The organism is Pseudomonas sp. zjy_15, from assembly GCF_043101865.1.
GTDB lineage: Bacteria > Pseudomonadota > Gammaproteobacteria > Pseudomonadales > Pseudomonadaceae > Aquipseudomonas > Aquipseudomonas putida_Y.
The window spans coordinates 106,649-131,051 of record NZ_JBICII010000034.1 but is presented as its reverse complement, the minus strand read 5'-3'; the positions used below and the strand labels follow the sequence as shown (position 1 = coordinate 131,051).

25 protein-coding genes and 1 pseudogene are annotated in these 24,403 nt (G+C 62.4%); 10 read left to right on the top strand and 16 right to left on the bottom strand.

The window, feature by feature from the left end:
- Positions 1-43: 43 nt before the first annotated feature.
- From ACF8EF_RS06645 to ACF8EF_RS06620, 6 genes are all read right to left on the bottom strand, one after another.
- Complete coding sequence (locus ACF8EF_RS06645; protein WP_392461325.1) at positions 44-988, bottom strand: PDR/VanB family oxidoreductase; 945 nt, start codon at positions 986-988, stop codon at positions 44-46.
- Positions 985-2,415 carry an amidohydrolase family protein gene (locus ACF8EF_RS06640; RefSeq protein WP_392461327.1) on the bottom strand — a complete coding sequence of 477 codons (1,431 nt, stop codon included), beginning with the start codon at positions 2,413-2,415 and terminating at the stop codon, positions 985-987. Before ACF8EF_RS06640 ends, ACF8EF_RS06645 begins: the two co-directional genes overlap by 4 nt.
- Before the next feature lie 38 nt (positions 2,416-2,453).
- Positions 2,454-3,182 (bottom strand): ABC transporter permease, encoded by a 729-nt coding sequence (locus tag ACF8EF_RS06635; RefSeq protein ID WP_392461349.1) that lies wholly within the window; start codon positions 3,180-3,182, stop codon positions 2,454-2,456.
- 85 nt (positions 3,183-3,267) lie between these two features.
- Positions 3,268-4,116 carry an ABC transporter ATP-binding protein gene (locus ACF8EF_RS06630; RefSeq protein WP_014862029.1) on the bottom strand — a complete coding sequence of 283 codons (849 nt, stop codon included), beginning with the start codon at positions 4,114-4,116 and terminating at the stop codon, positions 3,268-3,270.
- 65 nt (positions 4,117-4,181) lie between these two features.
- The gene (locus tag ACF8EF_RS06625; RefSeq protein WP_070095452.1) at positions 4,182-5,207 is read right to left on the bottom strand and encodes an aromatic ring-hydroxylating dioxygenase subunit alpha; all 1,026 of its coding nucleotides are present in this window, start codon (positions 5,205-5,207) and stop codon (positions 4,182-4,184) included.
- Positions 5,208-5,245: 38 nt separating this feature from the next.
- A complete protein-coding gene (locus ACF8EF_RS06620; RefSeq protein WP_144000104.1) occupies positions 5,246-6,271 on the bottom strand; it encodes an ABC transporter substrate-binding protein in 1,026 nt (341 codons plus the stop codon).
- Positions 6,272-6,928: 657 nt separating this feature from the next.
- Here ACF8EF_RS06620 and ACF8EF_RS06615 point away from each other — a divergent pair.
- The 4 genes and pseudogenes from ACF8EF_RS06615 (at position 6,929) to ACF8EF_RS06600 (ending at position 9,680) form a co-directional block, all read left to right on the top strand.
- Positions 6,929-7,735 (top strand): membrane protein, encoded by an 807-nt coding sequence (locus tag ACF8EF_RS06615; RefSeq protein ID WP_019751605.1) that lies wholly within the window; start codon positions 6,929-6,931, stop codon positions 7,733-7,735.
- A 253-nt stretch (positions 7,736-7,988) separates the two neighbouring features.
- Positions 7,989-8,168: pseudogene (locus ACF8EF_RS06610) on the top strand (transposase); the annotation flags it as partial.
- Positions 8,169-8,473: 305 nt separating this feature from the next.
- A complete protein-coding gene (locus ACF8EF_RS06605) occupies positions 8,474-9,460 on the top strand; it encodes a DNA-binding protein (RefSeq protein ID WP_339533442.1) in 987 nt (328 codons plus the stop codon).
- A gap of 55 nt (positions 9,461-9,515) precedes the next feature.
- On the top strand, positions 9,516-9,680 hold the full coding sequence (locus ACF8EF_RS06600) for a DUF6021 family protein (protein WP_256122357.1): 165 nt from the start codon (positions 9,516-9,518) through the stop codon (positions 9,678-9,680).
- A 102-nt stretch (positions 9,681-9,782) separates the two neighbouring features.
- On the opposite strand, the gene ACF8EF_RS06595 is transcribed toward ACF8EF_RS06600, so the two are convergent.
- The 4 genes from ACF8EF_RS06595 to ACF8EF_RS06580 all read right to left on the bottom strand — a co-directional run bounded on the left by ACF8EF_RS06595 (position 9,783) and on the right by ACF8EF_RS06580 (position 11,906).
- Positions 9,783-10,034 carry a hypothetical protein gene (locus ACF8EF_RS06595; RefSeq protein ID WP_004374436.1) on the bottom strand — a complete coding sequence of 84 codons (252 nt, stop codon included), beginning with the start codon at positions 10,032-10,034 and terminating at the stop codon, positions 9,783-9,785.
- 8 nt (positions 10,035-10,042) lie between these two features.
- The gene (locus tag ACF8EF_RS06590; protein ID WP_392461328.1) at positions 10,043-10,543 is read right to left on the bottom strand and encodes a DUF4142 domain-containing protein; all 501 of its coding nucleotides are present in this window, start codon (positions 10,541-10,543) and stop codon (positions 10,043-10,045) included.
- 110 nt (positions 10,544-10,653) lie between these two features.
- Positions 10,654-11,175, bottom strand: a complete 522-nt coding sequence (locus ACF8EF_RS06585) for a GNAT family N-acetyltransferase (RefSeq protein WP_392461330.1) — start codon at positions 11,173-11,175, stop codon at positions 10,654-10,656.
- Between the two features lie 17 nt (positions 11,176-11,192).
- Positions 11,193-11,906, bottom strand: coding sequence for an MgtC/SapB family protein (locus ACF8EF_RS06580; RefSeq protein WP_209966146.1), 714 nt, complete (start codon positions 11,904-11,906; stop codon positions 11,193-11,195).
- 396 nt (positions 11,907-12,302) lie between these two features.
- Between ACF8EF_RS06580 and ACF8EF_RS06575 the strand changes: the two genes are divergently transcribed.
- The gene (locus ACF8EF_RS06575; protein WP_004374446.1) at positions 12,303-12,770 is read left to right on the top strand and encodes a sterol desaturase family protein; all 468 of its coding nucleotides are present in this window, start codon (positions 12,303-12,305) and stop codon (positions 12,768-12,770) included.
- A gap of 43 nt (positions 12,771-12,813) precedes the next feature.
- Here ACF8EF_RS06575 and ACF8EF_RS06570 read toward each other — a convergent pair whose 3' ends face one another.
- Complete coding sequence (locus ACF8EF_RS06570) at positions 12,814-13,707, bottom strand: bile acid:sodium symporter family protein (protein ID WP_176684242.1); 894 nt, start codon at positions 13,705-13,707, stop codon at positions 12,814-12,816.
- 184 nt (positions 13,708-13,891) lie between these two features.
- Between ACF8EF_RS06570 and ACF8EF_RS06565 the strand changes: the two genes are divergently transcribed.
- The 5 genes from ACF8EF_RS06565 to ACF8EF_RS06545 all read left to right on the top strand — a co-directional run bounded on the left by ACF8EF_RS06565 (position 13,892) and on the right by ACF8EF_RS06545 (position 18,690).
- Positions 13,892-14,755, top strand: coding sequence for a Dyp-type peroxidase (locus ACF8EF_RS06565; protein WP_176684241.1), 864 nt, complete (start codon positions 13,892-13,894; stop codon positions 14,753-14,755).
- Between the two features lie 89 nt (positions 14,756-14,844).
- The gene (locus tag ACF8EF_RS06560) at positions 14,845-15,756 is read left to right on the top strand and encodes an aldo/keto reductase (protein WP_392461332.1); all 912 of its coding nucleotides are present in this window, start codon (positions 14,845-14,847) and stop codon (positions 15,754-15,756) included.
- A 4-nt stretch (positions 15,757-15,760) separates the two neighbouring features.
- The gene (locus ACF8EF_RS06555) at positions 15,761-17,044 is read left to right on the top strand and encodes an NTP/NDP exchange transporter (RefSeq protein WP_392461334.1); all 1,284 of its coding nucleotides are present in this window, start codon (positions 15,761-15,763) and stop codon (positions 17,042-17,044) included.
- Positions 17,045-17,195: 151 nt separating this feature from the next.
- Positions 17,196-17,783 carry a nucleosidase gene (locus ACF8EF_RS06550; protein WP_392461335.1) on the top strand — a complete coding sequence of 196 codons (588 nt, stop codon included), beginning with the start codon at positions 17,196-17,198 and terminating at the stop codon, positions 17,781-17,783.
- A gap of 85 nt (positions 17,784-17,868) precedes the next feature.
- The gene (locus tag ACF8EF_RS06545) at positions 17,869-18,690 is read left to right on the top strand and encodes a Ku protein (RefSeq protein WP_392461337.1); all 822 of its coding nucleotides are present in this window, start codon (positions 17,869-17,871) and stop codon (positions 18,688-18,690) included.
- Between the two features lie 23 nt (positions 18,691-18,713).
- Here ACF8EF_RS06545 and ACF8EF_RS06540 read toward each other — a convergent pair whose 3' ends face one another.
- The 5 genes from ACF8EF_RS06540 to ligD are packed head-to-tail and all read right to left on the bottom strand — an operon-like array spanning position 18,714 to position 24,318.
- Entirely contained in the window at positions 18,714-19,373 is a 660-nt protein-coding gene (locus tag ACF8EF_RS06540; protein WP_392461338.1) for a glycosyltransferase, read from the bottom strand.
- Complete coding sequence (locus ACF8EF_RS06535; protein WP_392461340.1) at positions 19,370-19,969, bottom strand: class I SAM-dependent methyltransferase; 600 nt, start codon at positions 19,967-19,969, stop codon at positions 19,370-19,372. Before ACF8EF_RS06535 ends, ACF8EF_RS06540 begins: the two co-directional genes overlap by 4 nt.
- 11 nt (positions 19,970-19,980) lie before the next feature.
- The gene (locus ACF8EF_RS06530; RefSeq protein ID WP_392461341.1) at positions 19,981-20,736 is read right to left on the bottom strand and encodes a PIG-L deacetylase family protein; all 756 of its coding nucleotides are present in this window, start codon (positions 20,734-20,736) and stop codon (positions 19,981-19,983) included.
- A complete protein-coding gene (locus tag ACF8EF_RS06525; RefSeq protein WP_392461343.1) occupies positions 20,733-21,776 on the bottom strand; it encodes an acyl-CoA dehydrogenase in 1,044 nt (347 codons plus the stop codon). The genes ACF8EF_RS06530 and ACF8EF_RS06525 overlap by 4 nt, the downstream gene beginning before the upstream one ends.
- A 40-nt stretch (positions 21,777-21,816) precedes the next feature.
- Positions 21,817-24,318, bottom strand: coding sequence for a DNA ligase D (gene ligD, locus ACF8EF_RS06520; RefSeq protein ID WP_392461345.1), 2,502 nt, complete (start codon positions 24,316-24,318; stop codon positions 21,817-21,819).
- Positions 24,319-24,403: the final 85 nt, after the last annotated feature.

Sequence of the window (24,403 nt, the reverse complement as noted above, 5' to 3'; positions counted from 1 at the left end):
AGCTGCCGTCAGCCGTTGGCCCTCGGGCAGCTGCGGGCGATGGTCAAACGTCCAGCACCAACCGGGCGCTGTGGCAGCCCGATACGCAGGGCGTTATCCATTCTCCGCTGTTGCGCTGGGCATCGCTGAGGTACTCGTCGCGGTGATCAGGCGCCCCCTCGATGACCCGGCTGACACAGGCGCCGCAGATACCCATTCCACATGACACGGGTAGCTCCACGCCCGCCCGCGATGCCGCCTGTACCAAACTTTCGCCCGGTTGCACCTCGACCTGAAGACGACTGCGCTGTAGCACCAGCGTGCAGTGACGCTCGACGTGCAAGGTGGGCGCTGCAGCCTGGAAATGTTCGCGGTGAAGCGCCGTGGTTGGCCAGCCGCTTGCCAGCGCGACGTGTTCGACACACGCCATGAAACCGGCAGGGCCACAGCAATAGAGGCTTGCGCTGCCGTCCCAGGCCGGCAAGTGTTCTTCCAGGTACCCGGCGATCATCGGGGTGCGCAAGCCTGCATGAACCTCGGTATTCGCATCGAGGTACTGGACAAAAGGCACCTGTTTGGCATCGCGGGTGAAAAACAGCAAGCGCACCGACCGACCTTGAGCTTGGCATTGCCGGTACATGGCGAGCAGTGGCGTGATTCCTATGCCTGCGGCCACCAAGACGACCTGTCCTGTGCCAGGTTGCAGGCTAAAGAGGTTGCGCGGCACGCCCACCTCCACCCGGGCACCCAGCCGCAGGTGCTCGTGCAGCCATTGCGAGCCGCCGCGGGAGGCTTTTTCGCGCTTGATGCCCAGGTATACATGACCGTCCTCGGGCAGGCTGACCACTGAGTATTGGCGTACCACGCCATTGCCTAGGCGCAGGTCCACATGAGCACCGGGTGCCCAGTCGAAGGGCAGGGGAGCAGGACTCGGCGGGGCCAGTTCCACACCTAGCACGTCGTCGGCTTCAAGGCGCAGGGCCCGCACCTGCAGAGGCGTCCAGCTCATGCGCGTACCCCCGCGGCCTGTTGCAGACGAAGTACAGCTTGGCGTGCCTGGCTGCCCAGTTCGGCGAGGTCCAAGCCAGGAAGCGCATCGTTTTCCACGCTCAGGCGGCCGCCCACCAGCAATGCCCGCAGCGTCGGACGGCCACCGCCAACCACTGGCGCGATGCCCAGATCATGCAGACCGAAGTAGCGGGGTTGATCGAGGCGGTAGATCGCCAAGTCCGCCGCCATGCCGACCTGCAGCGTGCCGATGGCGTCCAGGCCCAGCACCTGGGCGCCACCTGCTGTGCCCCAGCGCACAACGTCCTCCACGCTGGCGACATGGGCACCGCCCTCCAGATCGCCGCCGGCATGGCGGGCCATGGCGCGTTCGCCGGCCTTGGCCCTTTGCATCAGCCAGGCGGCGTGGGTTTCGCTGATCATGTCGCAGGCTTCGTTGGAGGCAGCGCCATCCACGCCGATCGAAACCGACATGCCTGCAGCCTCCATGGCAACGATATCTGCGATACCACTGCCAAGCCGGCCATTGCTTTGTGGGCAGTGGGCGATGCCGGTGCCGGTGGCGCCCAGCAGCTGGATTTCTTCGGCGCTCAGCTTGACCAGGTGCGCGAACCACACGTCAGGCCCGAGCCATTCCTGCTCCGCGCAGAACACCACGGGCGAGAGGCCGTGGCGATCATGGACTTCGTTCTGGTACTCCACGGTTTCGCTCAAATGGCTGTGCAGGCGGATGCCCAGGCGGTGCGCGGCGCGGGCGGTCTCGCGCAGGTGCTCGGGCGGCATGGAGTAGGGCGGACTGGTCGGCGCCATTACCACACGGCGCCAGGCATCGTCGGCGGGATCATGGTAGACCTGTACCAAGCGCTGAACATCGTCCAGGTACTGCGTGAGGGTCTCAGGTCCGGCTGTCGCGGGGCCTTCCGCCTGACGTACCTGGGTTGCGCCGCCCCGGCAAAGGACGAAGCGCAGCCCCAGACGCTCGGCTTCTTCGAAGAGGATCTGTGCGCTGTCGAAGGCCATGCCTGGCAAGTACAGGTAATGATGGTCGGCCACCGTGCTGCAGCCGGAACGGGCCAGTTCCACCAGCCCGACCCGGGCGGCCAAGCGGAAACTGTGCTCATCGAACAGCCCGCGATAGCGATAGGGCACGACCCCCAACCAGGCACCGAGGCTCTGGTCGATGCCAGCGGGAATGCCCTTGAGCAAGGACTGGAACAGATGGTGATGGGTGTTCACCCAGCCTGGATACACCACGCAATCGGTGGCATCGAGCACTTGCTCACCTGGTAACGGTTGCAGCGAGCCCAGGGCGGCGATACGCCCCTGGGTGATACGGATGTCCGGCCCCACATGGCGCGCGGCGCCGCCGCGCAGGCCAGTGAGGATGGCGCTGGCGTTACGGATCAGCCAGCTGTTGGTGTGTTTCATGTTCGTCTCCATAGCCAGTACAGCGTTTCGCAGGGAAGTCAGCCCAGTTCGCTTTCGTGCCAGTGGCGCAGGCTCAACCGAGCCAGCAAAGCCATCAGGCTGAACAGCGCCACGCCGGTCAGGGCGATCAACACCAGGGCGGCGAATAGGCGGGGAATGTTGAGCTGGAATCCCGCTTGCAGGATCTGATACGCCAGGCCCGCGCCCGTGCCACCCGTACCGGCGACGAACTCGGCCACCACCGCGCCGATCAATGCCAAGCCGCTGGCGATGCGCAGGCCAGCGAAAAAGCACGGTAAGGCGCTGGGAATGCGCAGGCGCAACAGCACTTGCCAGCGGCTGGCGCGGTTCAGGTGGAACAGGTTGAGCAGGCCAGGGTTGACGCTGCGCAGGCCCAGGACGGTGTTGGCGATGATCGGGAAGATCGCCACCAGCGTGGCGCAGATCACCAACGCCAAGGTCGTGTCGCTGCACCAGATGATGATCAGCGGCGCGATGGCCACGACCGGCGTGACCTGCAGCAGAATCGCGTAGGGAAACAGACTGGCCTCCACGACGCGGCTCTGCACGAACACGAACGCCGCCAGCGTGCCGATGACCACGGCGAGGGCGAATGACAGGAAGGTGATCTTCAGGGTCATCCACAGTGCCCCCAGCAGCATCGGGCCATCGGCGATCAGGGTGCGGCCGATATCGGCCGGTGACGGTACCAGGTACACCGGGACTTTCCAGGCGATGCATGCCAGTTGCCAGACGCCGAGCAGCAAGGCGCCAACCAGTAGCGGTGAAGCGATGCGTAGTACAGAAGGGTGGCGTAGCCAGGGAGTAGAGGGTCGGCTCATGATGATGCTCTCAGGAAGGGTCGCCATTGGCCTGGGCCAGGAGTCGGGACAGGTGCGCGCATTGCTCGATGAAAGCCGGCGAAGTACGGTATGCCTCGTCGCGTTCCCGTGGGCCGTCGATTATTACATCAGCGATCACTCGACCGGGACGCGCGCCCATCACGACCACCCGCGAAGACAGGTACACCGCCTCGAAGATGCTGTGGGTCACGAATACCACCGTCAGGTCGCGCTGGAGCCAGAGCTGGCGCAGGTCGCTATCGAGCTTGTTGCGGGTGAACTCGTCCAGGGCGCCGAAGGGTTCGTCCATCAGCAGCAGATTGGGTTCGGTGGCTAATGCCCGGGCAATGGAGGCGCGCATCTGCATACCGCCGGAGAGCTCCCGCGGGTAAACGTCGCCGAACTTGCCCAACCCCACCAGTTCCAGGGCGGCTTGCACCTTGGGCTGGCTCTGGGCCTTGGGGGCGCCGGCCAAGTCCAGGGGCAAGCGCACGTTGTCGTGCACTTTGGCCCATGGCATCAGGGTGGCTTCCTGGAACACCATGGCCAGGCTGCGCCCCGGTGTGCCTGCGTGGTGGTCCGTACCCGGGGCATCCTTGCCCCACCAGCGCACATGGCCGGCGGAGGGCTGTTCGAGCCCGGCGAACATTTTCAGCAGGGTGCTTTTGCCACACCCCGACGGGCCCAAGAGCGAGACGAACTCGCCGCGTTCGATCGCCAGTTTCACGCGGCTCAAGGCATGGGTGCCATTGCTGTAGGTTTTTTCCACCTGATTGGCGAACAAAGGGGTGTCCACACCGATGGTGTTCGGCAGGGCCTGCGGCTGGACGTCGGCTTTGGATAGGGTCTGCATCAACATAGCGCTCTCCCCGTGGGTCATGAGCGGTGGTGAATGCCCCGGCGCACCGGGGCGTTGGGCAAGTGTCAGTGGCTGAGGAACACTTCGCTCTCGCCATGGGCTTCAAGCAGACCCAATAGTTGCCGACGGATAACCAACCCAGGCTTGTCCGATGGCATGTGCAGTTCCACCCTGCGGCGGGTGTCGACACAGGCGTCAGGATCGGTGGCCTCCAGGATGTCGCGGTCTTCGGCTGTGATCGCCGCGTCCCAGTCGATCAGTTCCTGGGTCGAGCATTGCTCTTCGCTGTCGTTGCGATACAACCACTGCACGAGCATCAGTCGGTTGTCGTCGATGGGCGTGGCGCAGTTGTAGATGATGTGATGGATGCCACTGTCCGGATACATGCAGCCAAAGCGCCGAGAGAAGGGCAGGTAATAGCGGTTGAGCAGGTGCCGCTGGGTGATTGGCTCGGTGGTACCGGTGATACGGAAGCTTGCCTCGGGGTTGCGGATCGGCACGCGGGTCTCGGCTTCGAAGCCATAATCGGTTTCGCGAAATTCGTAACTGGCCGGTTGCGGCTGGTCGAACAAGCCGAAATTGGCCTTGTGCACGAAGGAAAAGTGCGAGTTGTCGAAGGAGTTCTCCATGACCCGCAGCGGGCTGGTCTTCCACTCTTCGTAAAACTGGAAGATGCGTCGGTAACCGGGGGTGCCGTCTTCCGGGAACTCAGGGATCGGTTGTAGCGGGTCGTCCAGGCTGACCCAGGCATAGCCGTACTTCTCCTGGCAGTGATAAGCCTTCACCGCGGCACCCGGAGGAATAGCGCCGGTGGGATTCTGCGGGATCTTCACGCATGTGCCGGTGCAGTCGTATTCCCAGCCGTGGTACCCGCAGGCGATATTGCCCTCAGCACTGACGAAGCCTTTGGACAGTTTGGCGGTGCGGTGGCAGCAGCGGTCCTGCATTGCCACCGGGGTACCATCGGGACGCTTCCACAACACCAGCGCTTCACCCAGCAGGGTGAATGGCTTGGGGCCGTCTTCGAGGGCTGTCATAGGTAGCAGGGCATACCAGAAACGGCGCAATACAGGTTGTTTGGTAACCAACATAATCAGGATTCCTCACAGCGTTGAGCTTGTTATGGTGTTCAGCGGCTGCCGACCTGCTCGGCCTCAGGGAGTACCTTCAGGTCTTGCACAAAGCGCGTGGTGTAAGCGTTGCGCCAAGGTGCGTCGGGACCGAGCAGACCCGCCTCGACCATGAAGTCGCGGGTCGCTTGCCAGCGGCTGTCAGTCATGGTGCCGATCCCCTGGGTTGCGGCCTCTCCACCGGTGACCAGGCGGTACTGCTTGAGGGTCGAGACGCCCCAGGCCAGCAGTTCATCGGTCATGTTGGGGTTGTCGCGCTTGATCAGTGCATTGCCGGCGCTGGGGTCATCCAGATAGCGCTTCCAACCCTCCATGGAGGCGCGCACGAAACCTGCTACCCGCTCCGGGTGCTGAGCGATGATGTCTTGACGGGTGACCACGGTGGATCCGTAGGGTGGATAACCGGCATCTGCGAAGAGGAAAAAGTTAGGCGTCACGCCTGCCTTTATCGCCTGGAACAGTTCCGAGCTGGCATACGCCTGTTGTGTGGTTTGCGGGTCGGCTAGAAAGGGTTGCAGGTTGAAGGTGTAAGGCCGCGCCTGGTTGTCAGCCAATTGATATTTACCCTTCAGCCAAGGCCACCAGGTTTGCTGGCCCGAGGTGGACACCAGCACAGGCTTGCCGCCGAGAGCATCAAGTCCGCTGACGTCCGCGTGGGTCATCAACCCTTGCGGGTCTCCCTGGAAGGGCGCAGCCACTGCGACCACTGGCAGGCCTTGCTCGACACTTTTTAGAATCTGCAGGTCATAGTTGACGATGAAATCAGCTTGCTTGCTGACCAGCAGTTGCATGCCATTGACCTGTGGTCCACCCATTCGGATGGACACATCCAGGCCTTCCTTTTCGTACAACCCATCGGCCAGTGCCTGGTAGAAGCCGCCCTGTTCGGCCTGAGCATACCAAGAGGTCAGCAACACCACTTTGTCGCCAGCGATCGCCAGCGGAGCGATGGTCAGCGTGGTGGGGAGCAACGCTGCTGCCAACAGCGAGCGTAGCGGGCGAGCCAAGGCAAAACGCGTTTTCATCATGTGTTCTTCACCCCGATTCAAAAAACCGCCGTGCGCCGGATAGCGCGACAGCGAAGGAGCCGGGCGGAGAGAACGTGGGAAGAGAATGGCGTCGCGAAGCAAAAGGGCGTGAACTGGCGACTGACATTGCTCTCTTGCCCGGGGCTGCCATAGCCTCGTTCAAACATCCGCTCGGATGTACGCCCCGAAGGACGCAAGAGCAATGCCCCATGCCATGCCTGGCACTGACCGCTTCTACTCGCTGATACAAGAAGCCAGAAGCATGCCAATTTCATGAAGCCGCTGACTTTGCGGTGTAGCGACCCGCATCCGAGGGGGCCGGGACTGACGCGTGAGTTGAGAAGGTGCAGAACGTACCGATTGAGCACTAATAAAGTGCGCAATACTCTGCGCATATGGTGTTCATTGGTGATGAAGATTGCGCACAATAAGCAATCTACGTGTATCCGATTAGTTGGCACGACCCCTGCTTTACGCTAACTCGAGTAGAAGCGGTCAGTGCCAAAAGTTGGCATGGGACATTGCTCTGGCGGCCTCGCGCCGCTCCCCCCGGCAAGGGTGGCGCCTCGGCATGAGCCGGGGCCAGAGGAGAGGTCGTCCGCTGCTGCATACCCTTGCTGGCGAAAACCAACAATCACGACCCAAGGGATGCAAATGAAACCGAACGCTCTTTCCTGGCTGCTTCACAGCGTCGTCCCACTCTGCGCGCTGGCCACGGGCAGTGCCCAGGCGAACCCGCTGATGTGGAGCAACAACAGCCTCAGCTACCTCTACGGGCATGGTTATAAAGTCGATGGCACCGGCAACGATATCCAGCAAACCATCACCTTCGAGCACGCCAGTGGCTGGACGTGGGGCGACATGTTCTTGTTCGTCGATAACAAGTGGTCCAACGGCTTGTCCGGCAACGATGGCTACACCTATTACGGTGAGTTTTCACCGCGACTGTCGCTCGGCAAAATCAGTGGCCACCGTCTCAGCTATGGCATCGTCAAGGATGTGTTGATCGCTGCCACCTATGAGCGCGGAGAAGGGCGCAATCGAAAGTACCTGCTTGGGCCCGCTGTTGACCTGAACCTGCCTGGATTTGATCGTTTTTCACTGAACACTTACTACCGCAAGCCCGATGGGATCACCGGTAAAGCGTCTGGACAGTGGCAGATCAACCCGACCTGGGCGATGACGATACCGCTCGGGCGCTCCGACATTTTGTTCGACGGTTATCTGGAGTGGTACGTCAATGATGTGGGGACGAAGGGTACCTCGAACTATGTAGCCAAGAGTTTCCACTTCAACCCCCAGATCAAGTACGACGTCGGTAAGGCGATGGGGCAAGCGCCAGCGCGTTTCTATGCGGGGATCGAGTGGGACTATTGGTCCGACAAATATGGCATCGAAGACAGCCACGGTTTTCCGACCGATCAGAACGCGTTGAGTGCATTGATCAAGGTGCATTTCTAGGCTCTGTACGAATGCAGATGTCGCAAACACCGCATGGACAAGCCAGCGAGACAATTGCGGCATAGCTTTTCGTAAGCCTGTCGAAGGGTGTCACGACCCGGCGGTTCCCTTCAGTCAACCAGACATGCGCTCGATGATGTTGTGCTGTTGGTACTTGGGCCGATCAAACAGTCTGGGTAAACCACGCGTTGGATTGCACTTCATTGAGCGCATGCGGGTGGCCATGTTGGCTTGACTTAACGCTGAACTCGTCCAGCAGTGGCCGGGTATCGCTGATCGGTTACGCGAGAAGTATCCCAAGATCGCGATGCTCATGGACGGCTGCGAGGATGAAGTGCTGGCGCGTACGGCGTTTCCCAAGGCGCGCCGGCGGCAGTTGCGCGATACCAATCCGCTTGAGCGGCTCAACGCAGAAATCAAACGCCGGACCGATGCAGGCCTTCGAGGCGGTCACGACTGTGAAGCTCTCTGGGCCAGCCACTACCCCACGCGAGATGCCTGGCGGCTCAGTCTTACCAAAACGCCTGCTCGCCTGTATCACAGCCTTCAGTTCGCGATTTTCAACAGATTTAGTCATGAGCGCTGCTGCGTCAGCTGAATCCAAGCGATTTTTAGGCTCACATGCGATAAGCCGTGATTATTCTACCTAAGGAAATGTTTGCAGGGGTGGTTTGATATCGCCATAATTGGTACGTAATTACATGTTACATAACACAGTACAAAATCGTAGGAGCAAGCATGGCCCGTGGCGGTATCAACAAGGTGGTAGTGCAGCAGGCGCGTCAGGCGCTGATTGCCCGGGGCGAAAACCCCAGCATCGATGCCATACGTATCGAGTTGGGCAATACCGGCTCCAAAACCACGATTCACCGCTACCTGAAGGAATTGAACGGCCAGCAGCCGGTGGCTTCCGAAGGAGGGGTCGCGCTGAGCGATGTGCTGAGCCGCCTGGTTGGGCAACTGGCAACCCAGTTGCAGGACGAGGCCGACCTGAAGATCGAGCAGGCCGAGAGCACCTTCACACAACAGCGCGAGACGCTTGAGGCGCAGCTGGAAATTGCCCAGCAGGCACTGGCTGCAGCGCATCAGCAGCACAAGATCGATGCCGCGGCATTGGCGGCCGAGACAGAAAAACTGCTGTCCACACAAAGCACGCTGCAGGCCGAACAGCTGCGCAGTGCCAGCCTCAACCAGTCGCTGGGTGAGTTGCAGGTGCGCCTGGCTGACAAGGACGAGCAGGTCAAGTCCCTGGAAGACAAGCACCGCCATGCCCGCGACGCCCTGGAGCACTACCGCAATGCCAGCCGTGAACAGCGCGAACAGGAACAGCGCCGCCATGAAGCGCAGTTGCAGCAGATGCAGGTGGAGTTGCGCCAGTTGCAGCAGGGCATGATCGTCAAGCAGGACGAACTTACCCGTTTGCACCGCGACAATGAGCGTTTACTGGGAGAGCACCGTCAGGCGGCCAGTGAATGCCGGGCACAGGATGAGTTGCTGGAGCAGCGCGATGCGCAGATCCAGGGCCTGCGCACGATCCTGGCCCAGGCACAAGGTGCCAGCGAAGAGATGCGCCGCCAGCTGGATGTGCAAGCCCAAAGCCTGGAAGCCAGGCGCGACCTGTGCGCCGAGCAGGCGCGGCAGCTGCAGCGGCTTGAGGAGCAACTGCAGGCGCGTGATGAGGCGTTGGCACAGTGTCGGGCGCAGTTGGCCCCGGGCGCAGATTAATCAAACTTTTCCTGGCGGGTGGTTTCTTCCCTAGACACTCACCGGAGACAACGCCATGCCTGGATCTCAACCACCACGCAAAGAGGGGCCTCACTCGACCGAGCAGGCCGATAAAAAGACGGACCTTGGTTTCGACCCCGATTCCCCGGATGTCGAAGACCCTCAAGTCGACCCACAGGGGCCGGCCAAGCCGCCTGGAGACATTGAGAAAAAGGAGTGAGCCACGGCCTTGATGACTGGCCTCATCGCCGGCAAGCCATGCGCTATCCCTCGGGGCGGGCTTGCTGGCGACAAGACCAGACCAGACCAGACCAGGCAAGTGTCAGCCCTCGGCGCGCCTGGCGGCCTCTACGCCCGCCGCCGACAGCTTGATCGGATAGTGCACGCTGATCTGGTGATCACTGCTTACTGCCACGCTCCCGTCGTGAATCAAACCGGCTTCCTGCAGCGTCTTGAGCATGCCGGCCACCGCCTTTTCGCCGCGGTAGTTGTCCAGCACTTCCTTGCCCAGCCCTTCGGGGTGCGCATGCAACAGGCGGGTAAGTACTTCGGTCTTCAATGCATCGTTACTCATGTGCGGCCTCACTTGCCGTGCTTGGACTGAAGGGCTTTTGCCTGCTCCAGGTGCTGTTCGAGTTTGGGCAGCGTTTCGCTGGCAAAGGCCTTCAGCTCGGCCTTGTCGGACGATGCAGCCTCTTTCTTGAACAGCTCCACCGCTTTTTCGTGAGCGTCGACCTGGTTGTTGAGGTACGCCTTGTCGAAGGATTCGTCGCGCCATTCCAGGATCATTTTCTTGACCTTGTCGGTCATTGCGGCCTCATCCGGCACGGAAATGTCCAGTTTGCGGGCAATGTCGCCGAGTTTCTGGTTGGCCTGGGTGTGGTCGGTGACCATTTGCCGGGCGAAGGCCTTGATCTCGGCGTTCTGGCTTTTCTCCTGAGCCAGCTTGCCAGTCACCACTTCGGCAATACCGGCCTCGGTGGCCGCATCTACGAAATCATCGGAAGTCGCCGCCATTGCGTGCACCGATGCCAAGCCCAGCACCATGGAAAAACCAACGCGTCTGATGAAGAGACTATTCATGCTTCACTCCTTAAACCGTGGCGCGACCGCAGTGTCGCGTACGGTTGAGGGTGAAGCCGTGGCAAAGGTTTAATCTTTTTCGCTGCCGGTTTCGACCGCGCCACACTGAACTATAGGGTGAGAGGCGGCGAAACGCGCAGACGCATTACACAACGCCCGCTGAGGCCGTGAGCATGCTCGCTGGCCAGGATGCCCCGGAGCCGATCGCAAAGCCGGCTTTCCTCAAGCATCTCAAAACCGAAACGTGCATAGAACGGCGCATTCCAAGGCACATCCACGAAGGTGGTCAGCGTCAGCTCGCGTACACCGGCGCAGCGCCCTGCATCGACCACTTGCTGCAGCAACCGGCGCCCGACACCTTGCCCTTGGGCCTCCTGGCGCACCGATATTTCATGAAGGTGCAATGCCTGATCCGCCAGCCGGGCGCATGCAAAACCCACAATGCGCCCAGCCGCGTCCTGCGCCACCCAACTACCACCTGCCTCGACGAAAGCCCTGTGCGCCGCGCCATCCATGACTTCGCCTTGCGCCAGCCAGGCCAGTGCCGGCCAGTTGACAAAAGCCTGGGCTGCCGAACGCTCGACGTCCGGCAGCCATTCAATGTCCTGTTCAAGGGTAGGGCGGATAAGCATGAATCACTCCTGTCGTTCTAATCCGTCGCCAGCACCTGCGGCTGTAATTGCCAGCGCACCGAGCTTACACCTTTCTCCAGGCTGACCCTGCTGACCAGGCGCTCCAGCTGCGCCGGTGCCTGCGCGGTGCCCAACAGCTCGGCGCGCACTTCCAGGTGCGCAGGGTTGTCCAGATCCTGGCTCTGCAACGACTGCAGGCGCAGCTGTGGATCGCCCAGGCTGTGCAACATCAGGCTACGCACCTGGATCTCGTCCTCGCCGCGGCAGACGATACGGACTTCGAAGTGCTGTTCCACTTCGCTGGCCGGCACCACGTCCTGACGGTCCAGGCGCTGGGCGATATCACGCAACAGGATGTTGGCGCAGAGCACCACCAGGCTACCCAGTGCCGCCTCCATCATCAGCCCAAGGCTGCACAGCACGCCGACCGCAGCCGTGCACCACAAGGTGGCCGCGGTGTTCAGGCCACGTACATTGAAACCATCGCGCATGATGACGCCACCGCCGAGAAAGCCGATGCCCGACACCACATAGGCTGCGACGCGCGACGCATCTGCAGGCGCCATGCCTGGCACCGCCTGGGTCATCAATACGAACAGGCAGGCACCGGTACTGACCAGCGCATTGGTGCGCAGGCCGGTCAGGCGCTGGCGCAATTGCCGCTCGGCACCGATCAGCGCACCCAGCACCAAAGCAATGCTGACGCGCAGCAGAAATACTTTCCAATCCATAGCAAACCTCTTCCGCAGGCACACGCCTGCATGAACGCCATCAGTTGGCGCGGTTGAAAAACCAGAAAATTGCGCAGGACCACGAGGAGGGAAGGAGAAGCGGGGTTACAGGAAACCACCGTCTTGCCAGCGCGGCCAGACAGTGCAGAACATTGCCGGGCTAGCGCGCCACGCGGGCCTGTCGCAAGCGACTGGGGCTACTGTCCAAGGCAGGTCTCCTGTTGAGGAAGGCAAAATTGCGTCGCGGACCATACGCCGCAGGGCAGAGCAGGTCAAGGGCAAAATCATGACAATGGCTTCATCCGGGAACGGCCTGCTGCCGGTCACGCCCACATGGAAAAAACCCTGGGCAGCCGGTAACCTTGCGCCTTCCTTTGCCATCACCCGGACCGTTCCATGCTGTTCAATCTCGCCATATTGTTCGGCACCCTGGTGGCCATGGAGGGCGTTGGTACGCTGGCTCACAAGTACATCATGCATGGCTGGGGCTGGTGGCTGCACCGATCGCACCATGAGCCACACCTGGGCATGCTCGAAACCAACGACCTGTACCTGGTGGCCCTGGGGCTGATCGCCACGGCGCTGGTGGCGCTGGGCAAAAGTGGTTATGCGCCTTTGCAGTGGGTGGGCGGTGGTGTGGCAGGCTATGGGGCGCTGTATGTGCTGGCCCACGACGGCTTCTTTCACCGGCACTGGCCGCGCAAGCCGCGGCCGGTCAACCGCTACCTGAAACGCTTGCACCGCGCGCACCGCCTGCACCATGCGGTGAAGGGGCGCACGGGGAGCGTGTCGTTCGGGTTCTTCTATGCGCCGCCGCTTAAGGTGTTGAAGCAGCAATTGCGCAGCAGGCGCAGCCAATCGTGACGCATCCCTGACAGGCCCGGCACCTGCCGGGCATTGGGTGACGTCAGTTCACGGTTTCACCCTTGGGCTCTGCCGCCACATGCCCGCGGCTCACCCACCAGCCAAACCCGGCCGCGGTAAAGAACATGATCAAGCTGTACAACGCAGCCGGCACCGCCATGGTCGCGTTGTTCAGCAGCGAAGGGCTCAACGCCAGGGCAATCGCCAAGGTCCCGTTATGGATGCCAATCTCCATACCAATGGCAATCGCCTGGCGCTTGGGAATGTTCAACAGCCGCGGCACCCAATAGCCCACTGCCAGGCTCAGCAGGTTGAACAGCAGCGCCGCCAGCCCCACCACCGGTGCGTACTCGACCACCGTCTGCCAGTCCTTTGCCAATGCCAGGACGATAGTGAAGGCCAGGAACAGCGCAGCCACCAGCTTCATCGGTTTTTCCATGCGCGCAGCGAATGCCGGGGCGAAATGGCGAATCAGCATGCCCAGCGCCACCGGCAGCAAGACGATGGCGAAAACCTGCATGACCTTGGCGAACTGCAGTGGAATAGCCTGGTCCGAGGCCATGAACCAGCTCAGCGACAGGTTCACCAGCAACGGCATGGTCAGGATCGCGATCAGTGAGTTGACCGCTGTCAGGGTGATGTTCAACGCCACGTCACCGTGGGCCAGATGGCTGAACAGGTTGGCCGTGGTACCGCCCGGCGAAGCAGCCAGCAGCATCAGCCCCACTGCCAGGGCAGATTCCAGGCCAAAGCCATTGGCGATCAGAAAGCACACCAGCGGCAACAGCAGGATCTGGCAAACCAGGCCCACCACCACGGGCTTTGGGTACTTCACCACGCGAGCGAAGTCAGCCAGGGTCAGTGACAACCCAAGGCCAAGCATGATGATGCCCAGGGCAAGCGGCAGAAACGCAGTGAGCAGGGGCGAGGCAGTCATGAGGGCGTTCTCGGGCGAAGGATCTGAAGCAGTGTAGGTCGGCCCTGATTGATAGCTAATTGCAATGGGCCAGCTCTTGGTAACCGTTTGTTACCAAGCACAGCGGCTGGCGAGGCTGCATGCCGCATTGCAGCAGGCCTGCAGGCGAAGTAGCATTCCGCTTTTAACCTAGGATTAGCCTGATATGCCGTTCCAGCAAGGTCTGCTTGCCACCCCGGTGCCGGCCCACGCCCGTCACCTGTTCTTCACCCTGCAGTCGCCCGAGGCGTTGCCTGCCGCGCTGGATGCCTTGCTGCCGCAGGTCGATGGCGAACAGTTGCTGCTCGGCGTAGGCGCCCCGCTGGCCAAGGCCCTGGGCCGTGAAGTACCAGGCCTGCGCGCTTTTCCGCTGCTGGATGCTGCGGTGGAGAACCCCAGCACCCAACACGCCCTGTGGCTGTGGCTGCGTGGCGACGAACGTGGCGATCTGCTGCTGCGTGCCCAGGCCCTGGAGCAGGCGCTGGCACCCGCCCTGCAGTTGGCCGACAGCGTTGATGGCTTCCTGCACCGGGGTGGCCATGACCTTACCGGTTACGAAGACGGCACCGAAAACCCGGTGGACGAAGATGCCGTACAAGCGGCCATTGCCGGCGATGGCTCCAGCTTTGCCGCGTTCCAGCTGTGGAAGCACGACCTGGAATACTTCAAGTCGTTGCCTCAAGCTGACCAGGACAACATCATCGGCCGCCGCCTGAGCGACAACGAAGAGCTCGACGACGCCCCCGAGTCCGCGCACGTCAAGCGCACCGCCCAGGAAAGCTATGAGCCCGAGGCGTTCATGGTCCGTCGCTCGGTAGCCTGGGCGGACCAACGCGGCGCCGGCCTGGCCTTCGTCGCCCTGGGCAAAAGTTTCGAGGCATTCGAAGTGCAATTGCGGCGCATGAGTGGCCTGGAAGACGGCATCATCGACGGACTGTACCGCTTTAGTCGCCCGCTGACGGGTGGCTACTACTGGTGCCCGCCGATGGGCGAGACGGGTGTTGATCTGAGCCTGTTGCTGCGGGCCTGATCACTAAACATCCAGATACAGAAACACCCGCAGGCGAGGGACAGAGCGGCTAGCCTTGAAAGTTTCCGATTCATGACGGGAGATTTTCCATGTACGCACGTCGTGAAGTCCTGCGCGCAGGTGCAACATTGGGGTTGCTGGCCGCCGCCAGTCCTTGGCTGCACGCTACCGTGCCGGCGGGTTTGCTGGCCCGTAAAGTCCCGTCCACCGGTGAAGCGTTGCCAGTGATCGGTGCCGGTACTTCTGGCAGTTTCGAGGTAAAAAGTGGTTCACCCCAATACCTTCAGCTCAGAACCGTGCTGAAGGCGTTTTTCGAAGGCGGCGGCCGGGTGATCGATACCTCGCCCAACTACGGGGGAGCCGACAGCATTCTCGGCCAGTTGCTGGAAGAGGGCGGCTGGCACCGCCAGTGCTTCATTGCCACCAAGATCGCCGCCAATAGCCGGTCCGAAGCCCAGGCGCAGTGGGCCGGCAGCCTCAGGAGCCTGCGTACCGACAAGGTGGACTTGCTGCAGATTCACAACCTGCGTGACTGGCAGACCCAGCTGCCTTATGCCCGCGAGTTGAAGCAGCAGGGCGGGACACGTTATGTCGGCATCACCCATTACCTGAACAGTGGCCACGACGACGTCGCCCGTATCGTGCGCAGCGAGCCGCTGGACTTCATCCAGATCAACTACGCGGTCAACGCCCCCGACGCCGCCCGTGAACTGCTGCCACTGTGCCAGGACAAGGGTGTTGCGGTACTGATCAACCGGGCCTTCGACGATGGCCGGCTGTTCGCCCGGGTCAAGGGCCAGGCCTTGCCGGGCTGGGCCGCCGAAGCAGGCATCGGCAGCTGGGCACAGCTATTTCTCAAGTTCGCCATCAGCCACCCGGCAGTGACCACGGTCATACCTGCTACCAGTCGGCCTGACCGACAGCTCGATCAGCTCAAGGCCGGGCATGGGCCAATGCTCACCCAGGCGCAGCAACAGGCGCTGATCAAGCAGTTTGCCTGACACCATGCAAGCCTGGCGGCGGCGCCTGGACCAAGCGCTGAACATCCAGCCTGGTGAGGGGGCGGCGGTAGTCGCCGGCTTGTTGCTGTTCTACCTGTTGTTCACCGGTTACTTCATGCTGCGCCCGGTGCGCGAGACCATGGGCGTTGCCGGTGGCGTGGAAAACCTGCAGTGGTTGTTCACCGGCACCTTCATTGCCACGTTGGCGTGCCTGCCGCTGTTTGGCTGGCTAGCATCCAAGGTGCAGCGCAGGCACATCCTGCCTTGGACCTATGGCTTTTTCGTCAGCAACCTGTTGCTGTTCGCGGCACTGTTGGCCGGTAACCCTGACGATCTGTGGACCGCCCGGGCTTTCTACATCTGGCTGTCGGTGTTCAATTTGCTGACGATCTCGCTGGCCTGGAGCGTGCTCGCCGATCTGTTCTCCACCGCCCAAGGCAAGCGGCTGTTCGGCCTGCTGGCAGCCGGGGCCAGCCTGGGCGGGCTCAGTGGCCCCGTGCTTGGCACCTTGCTGGTGGCGCCGCTCGGACATGCCGGGTTGCTGGTGCTGGCGGCGGTATTTCTGCTGGGCAGTATCGGCGCGACACTGTTCCTGCAACGCTGGCGAGCACGCCAACCCATTGCGATGCAAACCAAACACCAGGACGCGCGGCCACTGGGTGGCAACCCGTTTACCGGCGCCACCGCCGTCCTGCGCTCGCCCTATCTGCTAGGCATCGCTTTGTTCGTGGTATTGCTGGCCAGCGTCAGCACATTCTTGTACTTTGAGCAGGCGCGTATTGTCAGCGAAACCTTCACTGACCGCACCCGGCAGACACAGGTATTCGGGCTGATCGACACGGTTGTGCAGGCCCTGGCCATCCTTACCCAGGTCTTTCTTACCGGGCGCCTGGCCCGTCGGCTGGGGGTCGGTGTGTTGCTGGTTGCAGTGCCGCTGGTAATGGCTGCCGGTTTCTTGTGGCTGGCACTGGCCCCGGTTTTCGCCCTGTTCGTGGTGGTAATGGTGGTACGTCGGGCGGGTGAATACGCATTGGTACGGCCGGGGCGGGAGATGCTGTTCACCGTGCTGCCCGCCGAGGACAAGTACAAAGCCAAGAACTTCATCGACACGGTGGTCTACCGCGGCGGCGATGCCCTGAGCGGCTGGGTCAAGCGTGCACTGGACGTGATGGGCGAGCACCCGCAATTGGCAATGCTCATCGGCGCGCTGCTTGCCGTGGGCTGGGCCGCGACGGGTGGCTGGCTGGGCCGGCGCCAGGCGCGCATGGAGAGCCCGCCGCACCACTGACAAGCGCACCCAATATGGCAATGTCGTTGAACGCCACCGGCCCGAACCTCTCGTAATAAAGCGAATCTGCCGATATCGCCGGAACTTGCATTTAGGCTGTGTTGGCCGACAATGGCCGCGCCCTTTGCAGCCACTCGGAAACACCTGCTCTATGATGCTGATCAAGCAATTCCCCGACATTTCTCTGGATGACACGCTGTTCGTCTTTGCCCTCGAGGCCGAGGCTGGCGATGTCTTTACCGAGGTGAACACCGTGTTCACCGGCATTGGCAAGGTCAATGCCGCGATTGCCCTGACCAAGGCGATCGCAACGCGCAGGCCCAGGCTCATCGTCAACCTGGGCTCGGCTGGCAGCCAGCGTCATGGCAAGGGCGAAGTCGTGTGCTGTAACCGCTTCGTACAACGCGACATGGATGTGACCGCGCTGGGCTTTGCCCGCTATGAAACGCCCTTGTCCGATACCCCGGTGGTACTCGAGCATGGGGCGGTAATTCCCGGCCTGGCTGTGGAAACCTGTGGCAGCGGTGACAGCTTCGAGATCAACCATGGCGACGCACCTTATGACGTGGTCGACATGGAAGCCTACGTACTGGCATTGATCGCGCGTGGCGAAGGTATTCCGTTCGTGTGCCTGAAATACATTTCCGATGACGCCGGCAGCGATGCCGCGGGGGATTGGGCAGTGCAAGTGCACCTGGCGGCCGAAGCGTTCAAACGGGTGCTGTTCAGCCAGGCGTGACGGTTGCCGCAGGGCAGGGCAGCTAAACCTTTGTCGCCCGGCGCAGTCACTTCTGGTATCAGCAGGCAACCCTGGGAGCACCCTCATGGCTCGGGCAATCTGGAAAGGCGCCATCAGTTTTGGCCTTGTGCACATCCCCGTGGCACTCAATACCGCCGTGCGCACCGAGCGTGTGGACTTCGACTGGCTGGACAAGCGCAGCATGGAGCCGGTCGGCTACAAGCGGGTGAACAAGGTGACCGGCAAGGAAATCGACAAGGACAATATCGTCAAGGGCGTAGAGTTCGAGAAGGGCCGCTATGTGGTGATCAGTGAGGAGGAGATCCGCAAGGCCCGGCCCGAAGCGACCCAGACGATCGATATCTTTTCATTTGTGGAAGCGGGCGATATTCCGCTGCAGCATTTCGATACGCCGTACTACCTGACCCCGGACCGCCGTGGCGGCAAGGTGTACGCCTTGCTGCGCGAGACGCTGGAAAAGACCGGCAAGGTGGCACTGGCCACTGTGGTACTGCATACCCGGCAGCACCTGGCGCTGCTGCGGCCGCTGGAGGATGCGCTGGTGATGATCACCTTGCGCTGGCCTGAAGAGGTGCGAGGGCTGGAAACGCTGGAGCTGGACTCCAGCGTCACCGACAGTAAGGTGGAGAAGCGCGAGCTGGAGATGGCCAAGCGCCTGGTAGAGGACATGAGCGGGCCCTGGAAGCCTGAGGATTATCATGACGCCTTCCGCCAGACGATCATGGACCTGGTGGAAGAGAAAGCCAGCAAGGGCAAGATCGAGGCGGTGGAGAAGGGCGACGCAGGTGGGGCCGAGAAAGGTGCGGACATCCTCGACCTGACCGAACTGCTCAAGCGCAGCCTGGGTGGCAAGAAACCGGTGAAGAAAACGCGCAAAGCTTCATGAACACTGCCGAAATCCCAGTGATTTCAGGACTGCGCCTGTAACCCGGCCAGGTAATCCCCAAACCCCTCGCGGGCGCGGCTATCGCGCCGGCTGCTGGTGGCCACACTATGCCTGGCGGTCCAGATGATCTGGGCACCGCTGGCCTGCAGGTCGCTGACCAGTTGCACATCTTCATGCGCCGCCAGGGGCTGGAAGCCACCCACACGCTCATAAGCATCGGCACATACCCCCAGGTTCGCGCCGTGCACATGCCGATGCCCTTCGCACGCCTGGTAGCGGCTCTGGTACAGCTTGCGCAGCGCGGCGGTCTGCCAGGGTTGCCAGTACTCGACATGCACGGTGCCGCAAACCACCTCGGCGCTACAGGCCAGCTGCGACAGCAGCCAGTGCGCCGGGACCCGGCTGTCCGCATCGGTGCATGCCAGCCACGTGGCGCCACGCTCGACCATGTGCGCCGCCCCCACACGACGTGCCATGCCGACATTACCGGCATCCACCTCCAGCATGTGTACAGCGAAACGCCGCGCCACGGCAGCGCTGCCGTCGCTGCAGCGGTCCAGTACCACCAGCACTTCCACGTGCAGCCCCGTTTGGCGCGCCTGCTGGGCAGCCACCAGCACCGCCCGCAGGCATCGCCCAAGGCGGCGGGCTTCGTTATGCGCAGGGATGACAACGGCGATCATGGGCACGTCTCATCGAGATCGACGACGCTTGGCTGGCATGACCAGCACTCCAGCAAAAAGTCCGCCTCCTCATGCCGGAACTGCTGATGCAACGGCAAATGCCGGGTCAATAGGCGGTGCACTTCGCGACCGTCCTGAGGGCAACCCGGGATAGGGTGCTTCCAGTGGCAGGCCAGTAGCGTGCCGTCGTAGCCAAGGCTGGCCACCGATTGTTCGATCACTTGCAGCCAGTCAGTGGGATCAAGGTAATAGCCCACCTCGCTGAGCACGATCAGGTCAAAGCGCCCGCCCGGCCAGTCCCCCGGTAGCCGGGCCCGCTCGACCGTAGCATTGTGCACGTGAGCCAGGCGTTCGCGGGCCAGGCCTACGGCTGTCGGGTCCAGGTCTTGGCACAGCAGTTCGGCGCAACGCTCGGCCAGCAGCGCACTGAGCTCACCATTCGCGCAGGCAGGCTCGAACACACGCTGATAGCACTGCCGTGGCAGGCTGGCCATCACCAGCTCGCGTTTGCGCTTCTCATACCAGCGGGTGCGGAAGGCCCAAGGGTCTTCATTGGTGGCGTATAGCTCGGCAAAATACTGTGGATCAAGGCTCATGACAGCTCCATTCAAAGGAACACCAGTTCGAAAGGTTGCAGAAGGCAATCCAGCAGGTGTGGCGGTAGCACCGGCGGCTGCTCGCCGTCCGGCTGCAACTGGCTGACGTGGGCGGCCAAAGCCTTGCGCTTGCGTGCCAGACGGCTTTCATCGAGCTGCATGCGGTGCGCACGGGGCCATGGCAGGCGCGGGTCGTCAGGCTCAGCCCAGTGCCAGGCCCAGACTGGTACCTCAGCCAATTGCACCCCACGGCTTGCCGCCGCATGCGCAGCGGCGCGGCCAACGGCCTCGTGATCGCAATGGCCGTCACTGCGCCAGGTGGCCATCAGCAGGTCATCGGGGCGCAGTAACTGCGTGAGGTGACTGACCAGAAACGCTTCTTCGCGCGGCAACTGGCCGTCCTTCAGATGGAGCCTGCGCCAGTCCAGGCGCTCAAGGTCCAGGTCGAGCTGTTGCAGGGCCTGTCTGCTTTCCTGGGGGCGCTGGCGGCGCAAGCGATGTTCGGTCCAATGGCTGGAGCCGGGGTGGCTGCCTTCGCCGTCGGTGGCGGAGATCAGCACCAGCTCATCCTCGCGCCCCTTGAAACCTGCCAGCAGGCCGCCGGCCATGAGAATTTCGTCATCCGGATGCGGCGCAATCAATACCAGCCGGCGCCCCGGCGGGCACAGTTGGCGTGAGTCGAGCCAGGTCGCACGCGCCAGGTGCGCGCTTTGCTGCCAGGCGGCCCACGGCGTGCCATCCGCGGACTGGATGAGGTTCTGGCTCATAGCTGCCACACCCCGGCTGGCAAACGGGCCAACTGCTGGCCGAGCATCGCCAGATCGCGCTCGGCATGGCTTTGGCGCAGGAACACCGGCAGGTCGGCGCTCAGCCGGGCAAAATGACTGCAGCGACAGAACGGCGAGGCCCCCAAGGCACGCCCGACGTGGCTGATGACCTGCTCTACGGCCTGTTCTACCTGGGCGCGGGTGCGGCGAACTTCGAAACTGGCATCCACGCCGGGCTGTTGATCGATCCAGGCAGCACATTCACGCAGTGATGCACGGGCGCCATGCAACGCAGCGTCCACAGCCCCCAGATGCGCATCGGCATGCGGGTCTGGGCGGGGTTTGCGGCAATGTTCACGCAGGTAATCCGCCAGCGCCTCGGCCGCGCCGTACCAGCAGGCGGCAATACCCGCACCGCCTTGCCAGAAACCAGGGCGCGAGAGGTATTGGCCTGGCGTGCCAATGAGCGTGCCTGGGGTATCGTTGAAAGCCACCTCGACACTGGCGGTGGTGGCCATGCCAACGGCCTGCCAGTGCTCGATGTTCAGGCCCTGGCTTGGCTGTGACAGCTCGATTGCCACCAATTGCGGCTGCTCGGCCTCCTCCCAGGCGGTAATCAGCGCGCGATCGATCTGCAAGGCACCGGAACACCAGGCTTTGGTGCCGTTCAGGCGCACCTGGTCGCCTTCACGCGCAGTGATGAGGACCCGTGCATCGGGCGGCTCTGCCGCCCACACGCCCCAGATGCCGTCGTTGGCGTGGTGCGCTGCGCCGCATTCCGCCAGGATCGCCAACGCATCGGTATGGCCCTCATAGAGCTTGGCCAACGCCAGGTCGCAACCGGCCACCCGTGCCAAGGTCTGCCAGCGCAGCAAAGTGTTGCCTTGCCCCGGCAGCGGTAGCAGGTCGAGGTGATCAGCTTGCAGCGCCTGGATCAGTTGCGGCAATTGGCTGTCGAGGTTGAGCGGTAACTGGCGTTCGCCAAAGGTGCGTAACAGGCGGTCAAGGGTGGTCAGGTTGAAGTCCTGAACGATGCTCATGGGCGGGCCTCCCGGTTCGTGTCCAATCGCTGTGGCGTCATCATTCGAGCCCTAGCTGCTTGCGCATGCGCGCGGTGATCGACTGGCGTACCTTGCCCATGTCGGCCCAAGGGTCGTCGACCTCCGCCAGGCGCTCGCGCAGGTTGGTGATGTTCCATTGATTGGCGCTTTTTATTTGCGCCAGTTCCTCACGCCAGACAGGTACCGATACAGGCAGCCCGTCACGGGCACGCAGTGAATAGGCGCACGCCGTGGTGGCGCCCTTGCCATTGCGCAGGTAGTCGATGAAGATGCGTCCCACGCGATTTTTCGGCCCCGACACCGCGCTCAGGCGCTCCGGGAACAGCTTGGCCAGGTAATTGACGATGGCGTGGCTGAAGTCCTTGACCTCGTCCCACCCGGTTCGCCGGGTCAAGGGCACGACCACGTGAATACCCTTGCCACCACTGGTTTTCAGAAACACCTTCAGGCCCAGCTCGTCCAGCAGGGTGAGGGTCAGTTGGGTCGCCTCCACCATTGCCTTCCAGGGCAGCGCGGGGTCAGGGTCCAGGTCGAGCACGAAACGGTCCGGTTTGTCGAAGTCCTTGTCCGTGGCGTTCCAGGTGTGCAGCTCCAGCATGTTCATCTGCACCGCGCCCAGCAGCGTGTCCGGGCGATTGATGACCATCGCCGCCTGGCCTGCCTCGGCCTTTTCATGGCTGATTAGGTTGGGTATGTGCAGCTGGCCCGCGTTTTTCTGGAAGAACAGCTCGCCGCCCAGGCCGTCCGGGGCGCGCACCAATGCCACCGGGCGGTGCTTGAGCTGGGGCAGGATCCACTGGCTGATGCCGGCGTAATACTCGGCGACCTCGCGCTTGGTCACCCCAGTGGTGGGATCAATGACCCGGTCGGGGTGGGTCAGGCGAAGTTCACCCAGGTTTTCAGACGCCTTGGCCTGCTTGTTGTGGTTGGATACAGTCGTTGCGGGCATGGCGCGCTCCAGGTCAATGGCGGTTGCCGCCTTGTCATCGCGCAGTCCGTGGAACACCGAGTGGCGCACGATGCCGTCACGGGTCATTTGGGCATAGGCGACTTCGGCCAACAGCTGGGGCCGCAGCCAGTGCACACCACGCGCCTGGGCACCGGCAGGCGGCGAGGGCAGGGCTGGCCTGGCGATTTCCAGGGGCTTGAGCCGCGCGTGGATGCTGGCCAGTGTCGTGGTATTGAAGCCGGTACCTACCTTCCCGGCATAGCGCAGCTCGCCACTTTCGTTGTCGTGCAGGGCCAGCAGCAGGGCACCAAAGCCGCTGCGGCTGCCTTTGGGGTCGGTGTAGCCGACGATCACGAATTCCTGGCGTTGCTTGCACTTGAGCTTGATCCAGTCTGGGCTGCGGCGGCCGCTGTAAACACTGTCAGCTCGCTTGCCGATCAGGCCTTCCAGCTTCAGCCGGCAGGCACTGTCGAGCAGTGACCCGACAGGTTGGTCGAAGTCGGCGGAATACTTGATGACGTCGGAATGGTTGTGTTCAAGCAGTTGGCGCAATGTATCGCGGCGGTTCTGCAGCGGTAGCTGTCGCAGGTCCTGACCGCCCAGAAATGGCAGGTCGAACAGGTAATAAGTGATGTGTTCGTCGTGCTCGGTATCGAAGGCGTTCTGCAACGCCTGGAAGTCAGCCATGCCATTCTCATCAGCCACCACCATTTCGCCGTCGAGCCAGGCCGAGTCGATACTGAGTGCGCGCAGGGCAGCAACCTGCCGGGGCATCTTGCTGCTCCAGTCATGGCCGTTGCGGGTGAACAGGCGGATGTCCTGGCCCTCGATACGGGCGAGGATACGGTAGCCATCGAACTTGACTTCGTAGCGCCAGTCGCCGCTGGGTGGAGAATCCACTAGCGTGGCCAGCTGCGGCGGCAGCTGCGCTGGCAACGGTGCAGTCTGAGCTTTGCCAGGGCGTTTACGGCTGCTGCGCGGTGTAGCGGCTTTTTTCGCAGCGGGTTTGCGTGGCACCAGCGTGCGCTCGCTGAGCACACTGTCGGGCAGGGCCTCGACAATGCTGTACTCCGCTTCGCTGCGCGCCTGGGCGTCGTGCGACTTGACCAGCATCCATTGCTCTTTCTTGCCGGCCAGGTGGGTGCGGAACAGGTTCCACACGCCGCCAAGCTTCTCACCTTGCAGGCGGAAACGCAGCTTGCCTTTGGCGTAGCCTTCATGGGCATCGCCTTCAGGCTCCCAAGTGCCACGGTCCCAGACGATCACGTCCCCTGCACCATAGTGGCCTTCCGGGATATGGCCCTCGAAATTGGCGTAGTCCAGCGGATGGTCCTCCACATGCACTGCCAGGCGGCGCACCTTGGGGTCCAGCGAAGGGCCTTTGGGGATTGCCCAGCTTTTCAAGGTGCCATCGAGTTCCAGGCGGAAGTCGTAGTGCAAGTGACTGGCGTCGTGTTTCTGGATGCAGAACTGCAGCGCATGAGCCCGCTTGCCACGGATGCGTTTGCCGGCGGGCTCGGGTGTGGCGTTGAAGTTGCGCTTGCGCGCGTATTCCTGCAGGGGCTTGGCCATGGCGGGCTCCGGGCAGATCACAGTCTCTAAGGTGGGAGGCGTCGGCCGAGGCGGTAGTTCAAAAAACTCTGAATCTTCCCTGAGC

What these genes read in the sequence shown, in the direction of transcription:
- ACF8EF_RS06645 (WP_392461325.1), bottom strand. Translation starts at nt 988, where the DNA reads ATGAGCTGGACGCCTCTGCAGGTGCGGGCCCTGCGCCTTGAAGCCGAC.
- ACF8EF_RS06640 (WP_392461327.1), bottom strand. Translation starts at nt 2,415, where the DNA reads ATGAAACACACCAACAGCTGGCTGATCCGTAACGCCAGCGCCATCCTC.
- ACF8EF_RS06630 (WP_014862029.1), bottom strand. Translation starts at nt 4,116, where the DNA reads ATGTTGATGCAGACCCTATCCAAAGCCGACGTCCAGCCGCAGGCCCTG.
- ACF8EF_RS06625 (WP_070095452.1), bottom strand. Translation starts at nt 5,207, where the DNA reads ATGTTGGTTACCAAACAACCTGTATTGCGCCGTTTCTGGTATGCCCTG.
- ACF8EF_RS06620 (WP_144000104.1), bottom strand. Translation starts at nt 6,271, where the DNA reads ATGAAAACGCGTTTTGCCTTGGCTCGCCCGCTACGCTCGCTGTTGGCA.
- ACF8EF_RS06615 (WP_019751605.1), top strand. Translation starts at nt 6,929, where the DNA reads ATGAAACCGAACGCTCTTTCCTGGCTGCTTCACAGCGTCGTCCCACTC.
- ACF8EF_RS06605 (WP_339533442.1), top strand. Translation starts at nt 8,474, where the DNA reads ATGGCCCGTGGCGGTATCAACAAGGTGGTAGTGCAGCAGGCGCGTCAG.
- ACF8EF_RS06600 (WP_256122357.1), top strand. Translation starts at nt 9,516, where the DNA reads ATGCCTGGATCTCAACCACCACGCAAAGAGGGGCCTCACTCGACCGAG.
- ACF8EF_RS06595 (WP_004374436.1), bottom strand. Translation starts at nt 10,034, where the DNA reads ATGAGTAACGATGCATTGAAGACCGAAGTACTTACCCGCCTGTTGCAT.
- ACF8EF_RS06590 (WP_392461328.1), bottom strand. Translation starts at nt 10,543, where the DNA reads ATGAATAGTCTCTTCATCAGACGCGTTGGTTTTTCCATGGTGCTGGGC.
- ACF8EF_RS06585 (WP_392461330.1), bottom strand. Translation starts at nt 11,175, where the DNA reads ATGCTTATCCGCCCTACCCTTGAACAGGACATTGAATGGCTGCCGGAC.
- ACF8EF_RS06580 (WP_209966146.1), bottom strand. Translation starts at nt 11,906, where the DNA reads ATGGATTGGAAAGTATTTCTGCTGCGCGTCAGCATTGCTTTGGTGCTG.
- ACF8EF_RS06575 (WP_004374446.1), top strand. Translation starts at nt 12,303, where the DNA reads ATGCTGTTCAATCTCGCCATATTGTTCGGCACCCTGGTGGCCATGGAG.
- ACF8EF_RS06570 (WP_176684242.1), bottom strand. Translation starts at nt 13,707, where the DNA reads ATGACTGCCTCGCCCCTGCTCACTGCGTTTCTGCCGCTTGCCCTGGGC.
- ACF8EF_RS06565 (WP_176684241.1), top strand. Translation starts at nt 13,892, where the DNA reads ATGCCGTTCCAGCAAGGTCTGCTTGCCACCCCGGTGCCGGCCCACGCC.
- ACF8EF_RS06560 (WP_392461332.1), top strand. Translation starts at nt 14,845, where the DNA reads ATGTACGCACGTCGTGAAGTCCTGCGCGCAGGTGCAACATTGGGGTTG.
- ACF8EF_RS06555 (WP_392461334.1), top strand. Translation starts at nt 15,761, where the DNA reads ATGCAAGCCTGGCGGCGGCGCCTGGACCAAGCGCTGAACATCCAGCCT.
- ACF8EF_RS06550 (WP_392461335.1), top strand. Translation starts at nt 17,196, where the DNA reads ATGATGCTGATCAAGCAATTCCCCGACATTTCTCTGGATGACACGCTG.
- ACF8EF_RS06545 (WP_392461337.1), top strand. Translation starts at nt 17,869, where the DNA reads ATGGCTCGGGCAATCTGGAAAGGCGCCATCAGTTTTGGCCTTGTGCAC.
- ACF8EF_RS06540 (WP_392461338.1), bottom strand. Translation starts at nt 19,373, where the DNA reads ATGATCGCCGTTGTCATCCCTGCGCATAACGAAGCCCGCCGCCTTGGG.
- ACF8EF_RS06535 (WP_392461340.1), bottom strand. Translation starts at nt 19,969, where the DNA reads ATGAGCCTTGATCCACAGTATTTTGCCGAGCTATACGCCACCAATGAA.
- ACF8EF_RS06530 (WP_392461341.1), bottom strand. Translation starts at nt 20,736, where the DNA reads ATGAGCCAGAACCTCATCCAGTCCGCGGATGGCACGCCGTGGGCCGCC.
- ACF8EF_RS06525 (WP_392461343.1), bottom strand. Translation starts at nt 21,776, where the DNA reads ATGAGCATCGTTCAGGACTTCAACCTGACCACCCTTGACCGCCTGTTA.
- ligD (WP_392461345.1), bottom strand. Translation starts at nt 24,318, where the DNA reads ATGGCCAAGCCCCTGCAGGAATACGCGCGCAAGCGCAACTTCAACGCC.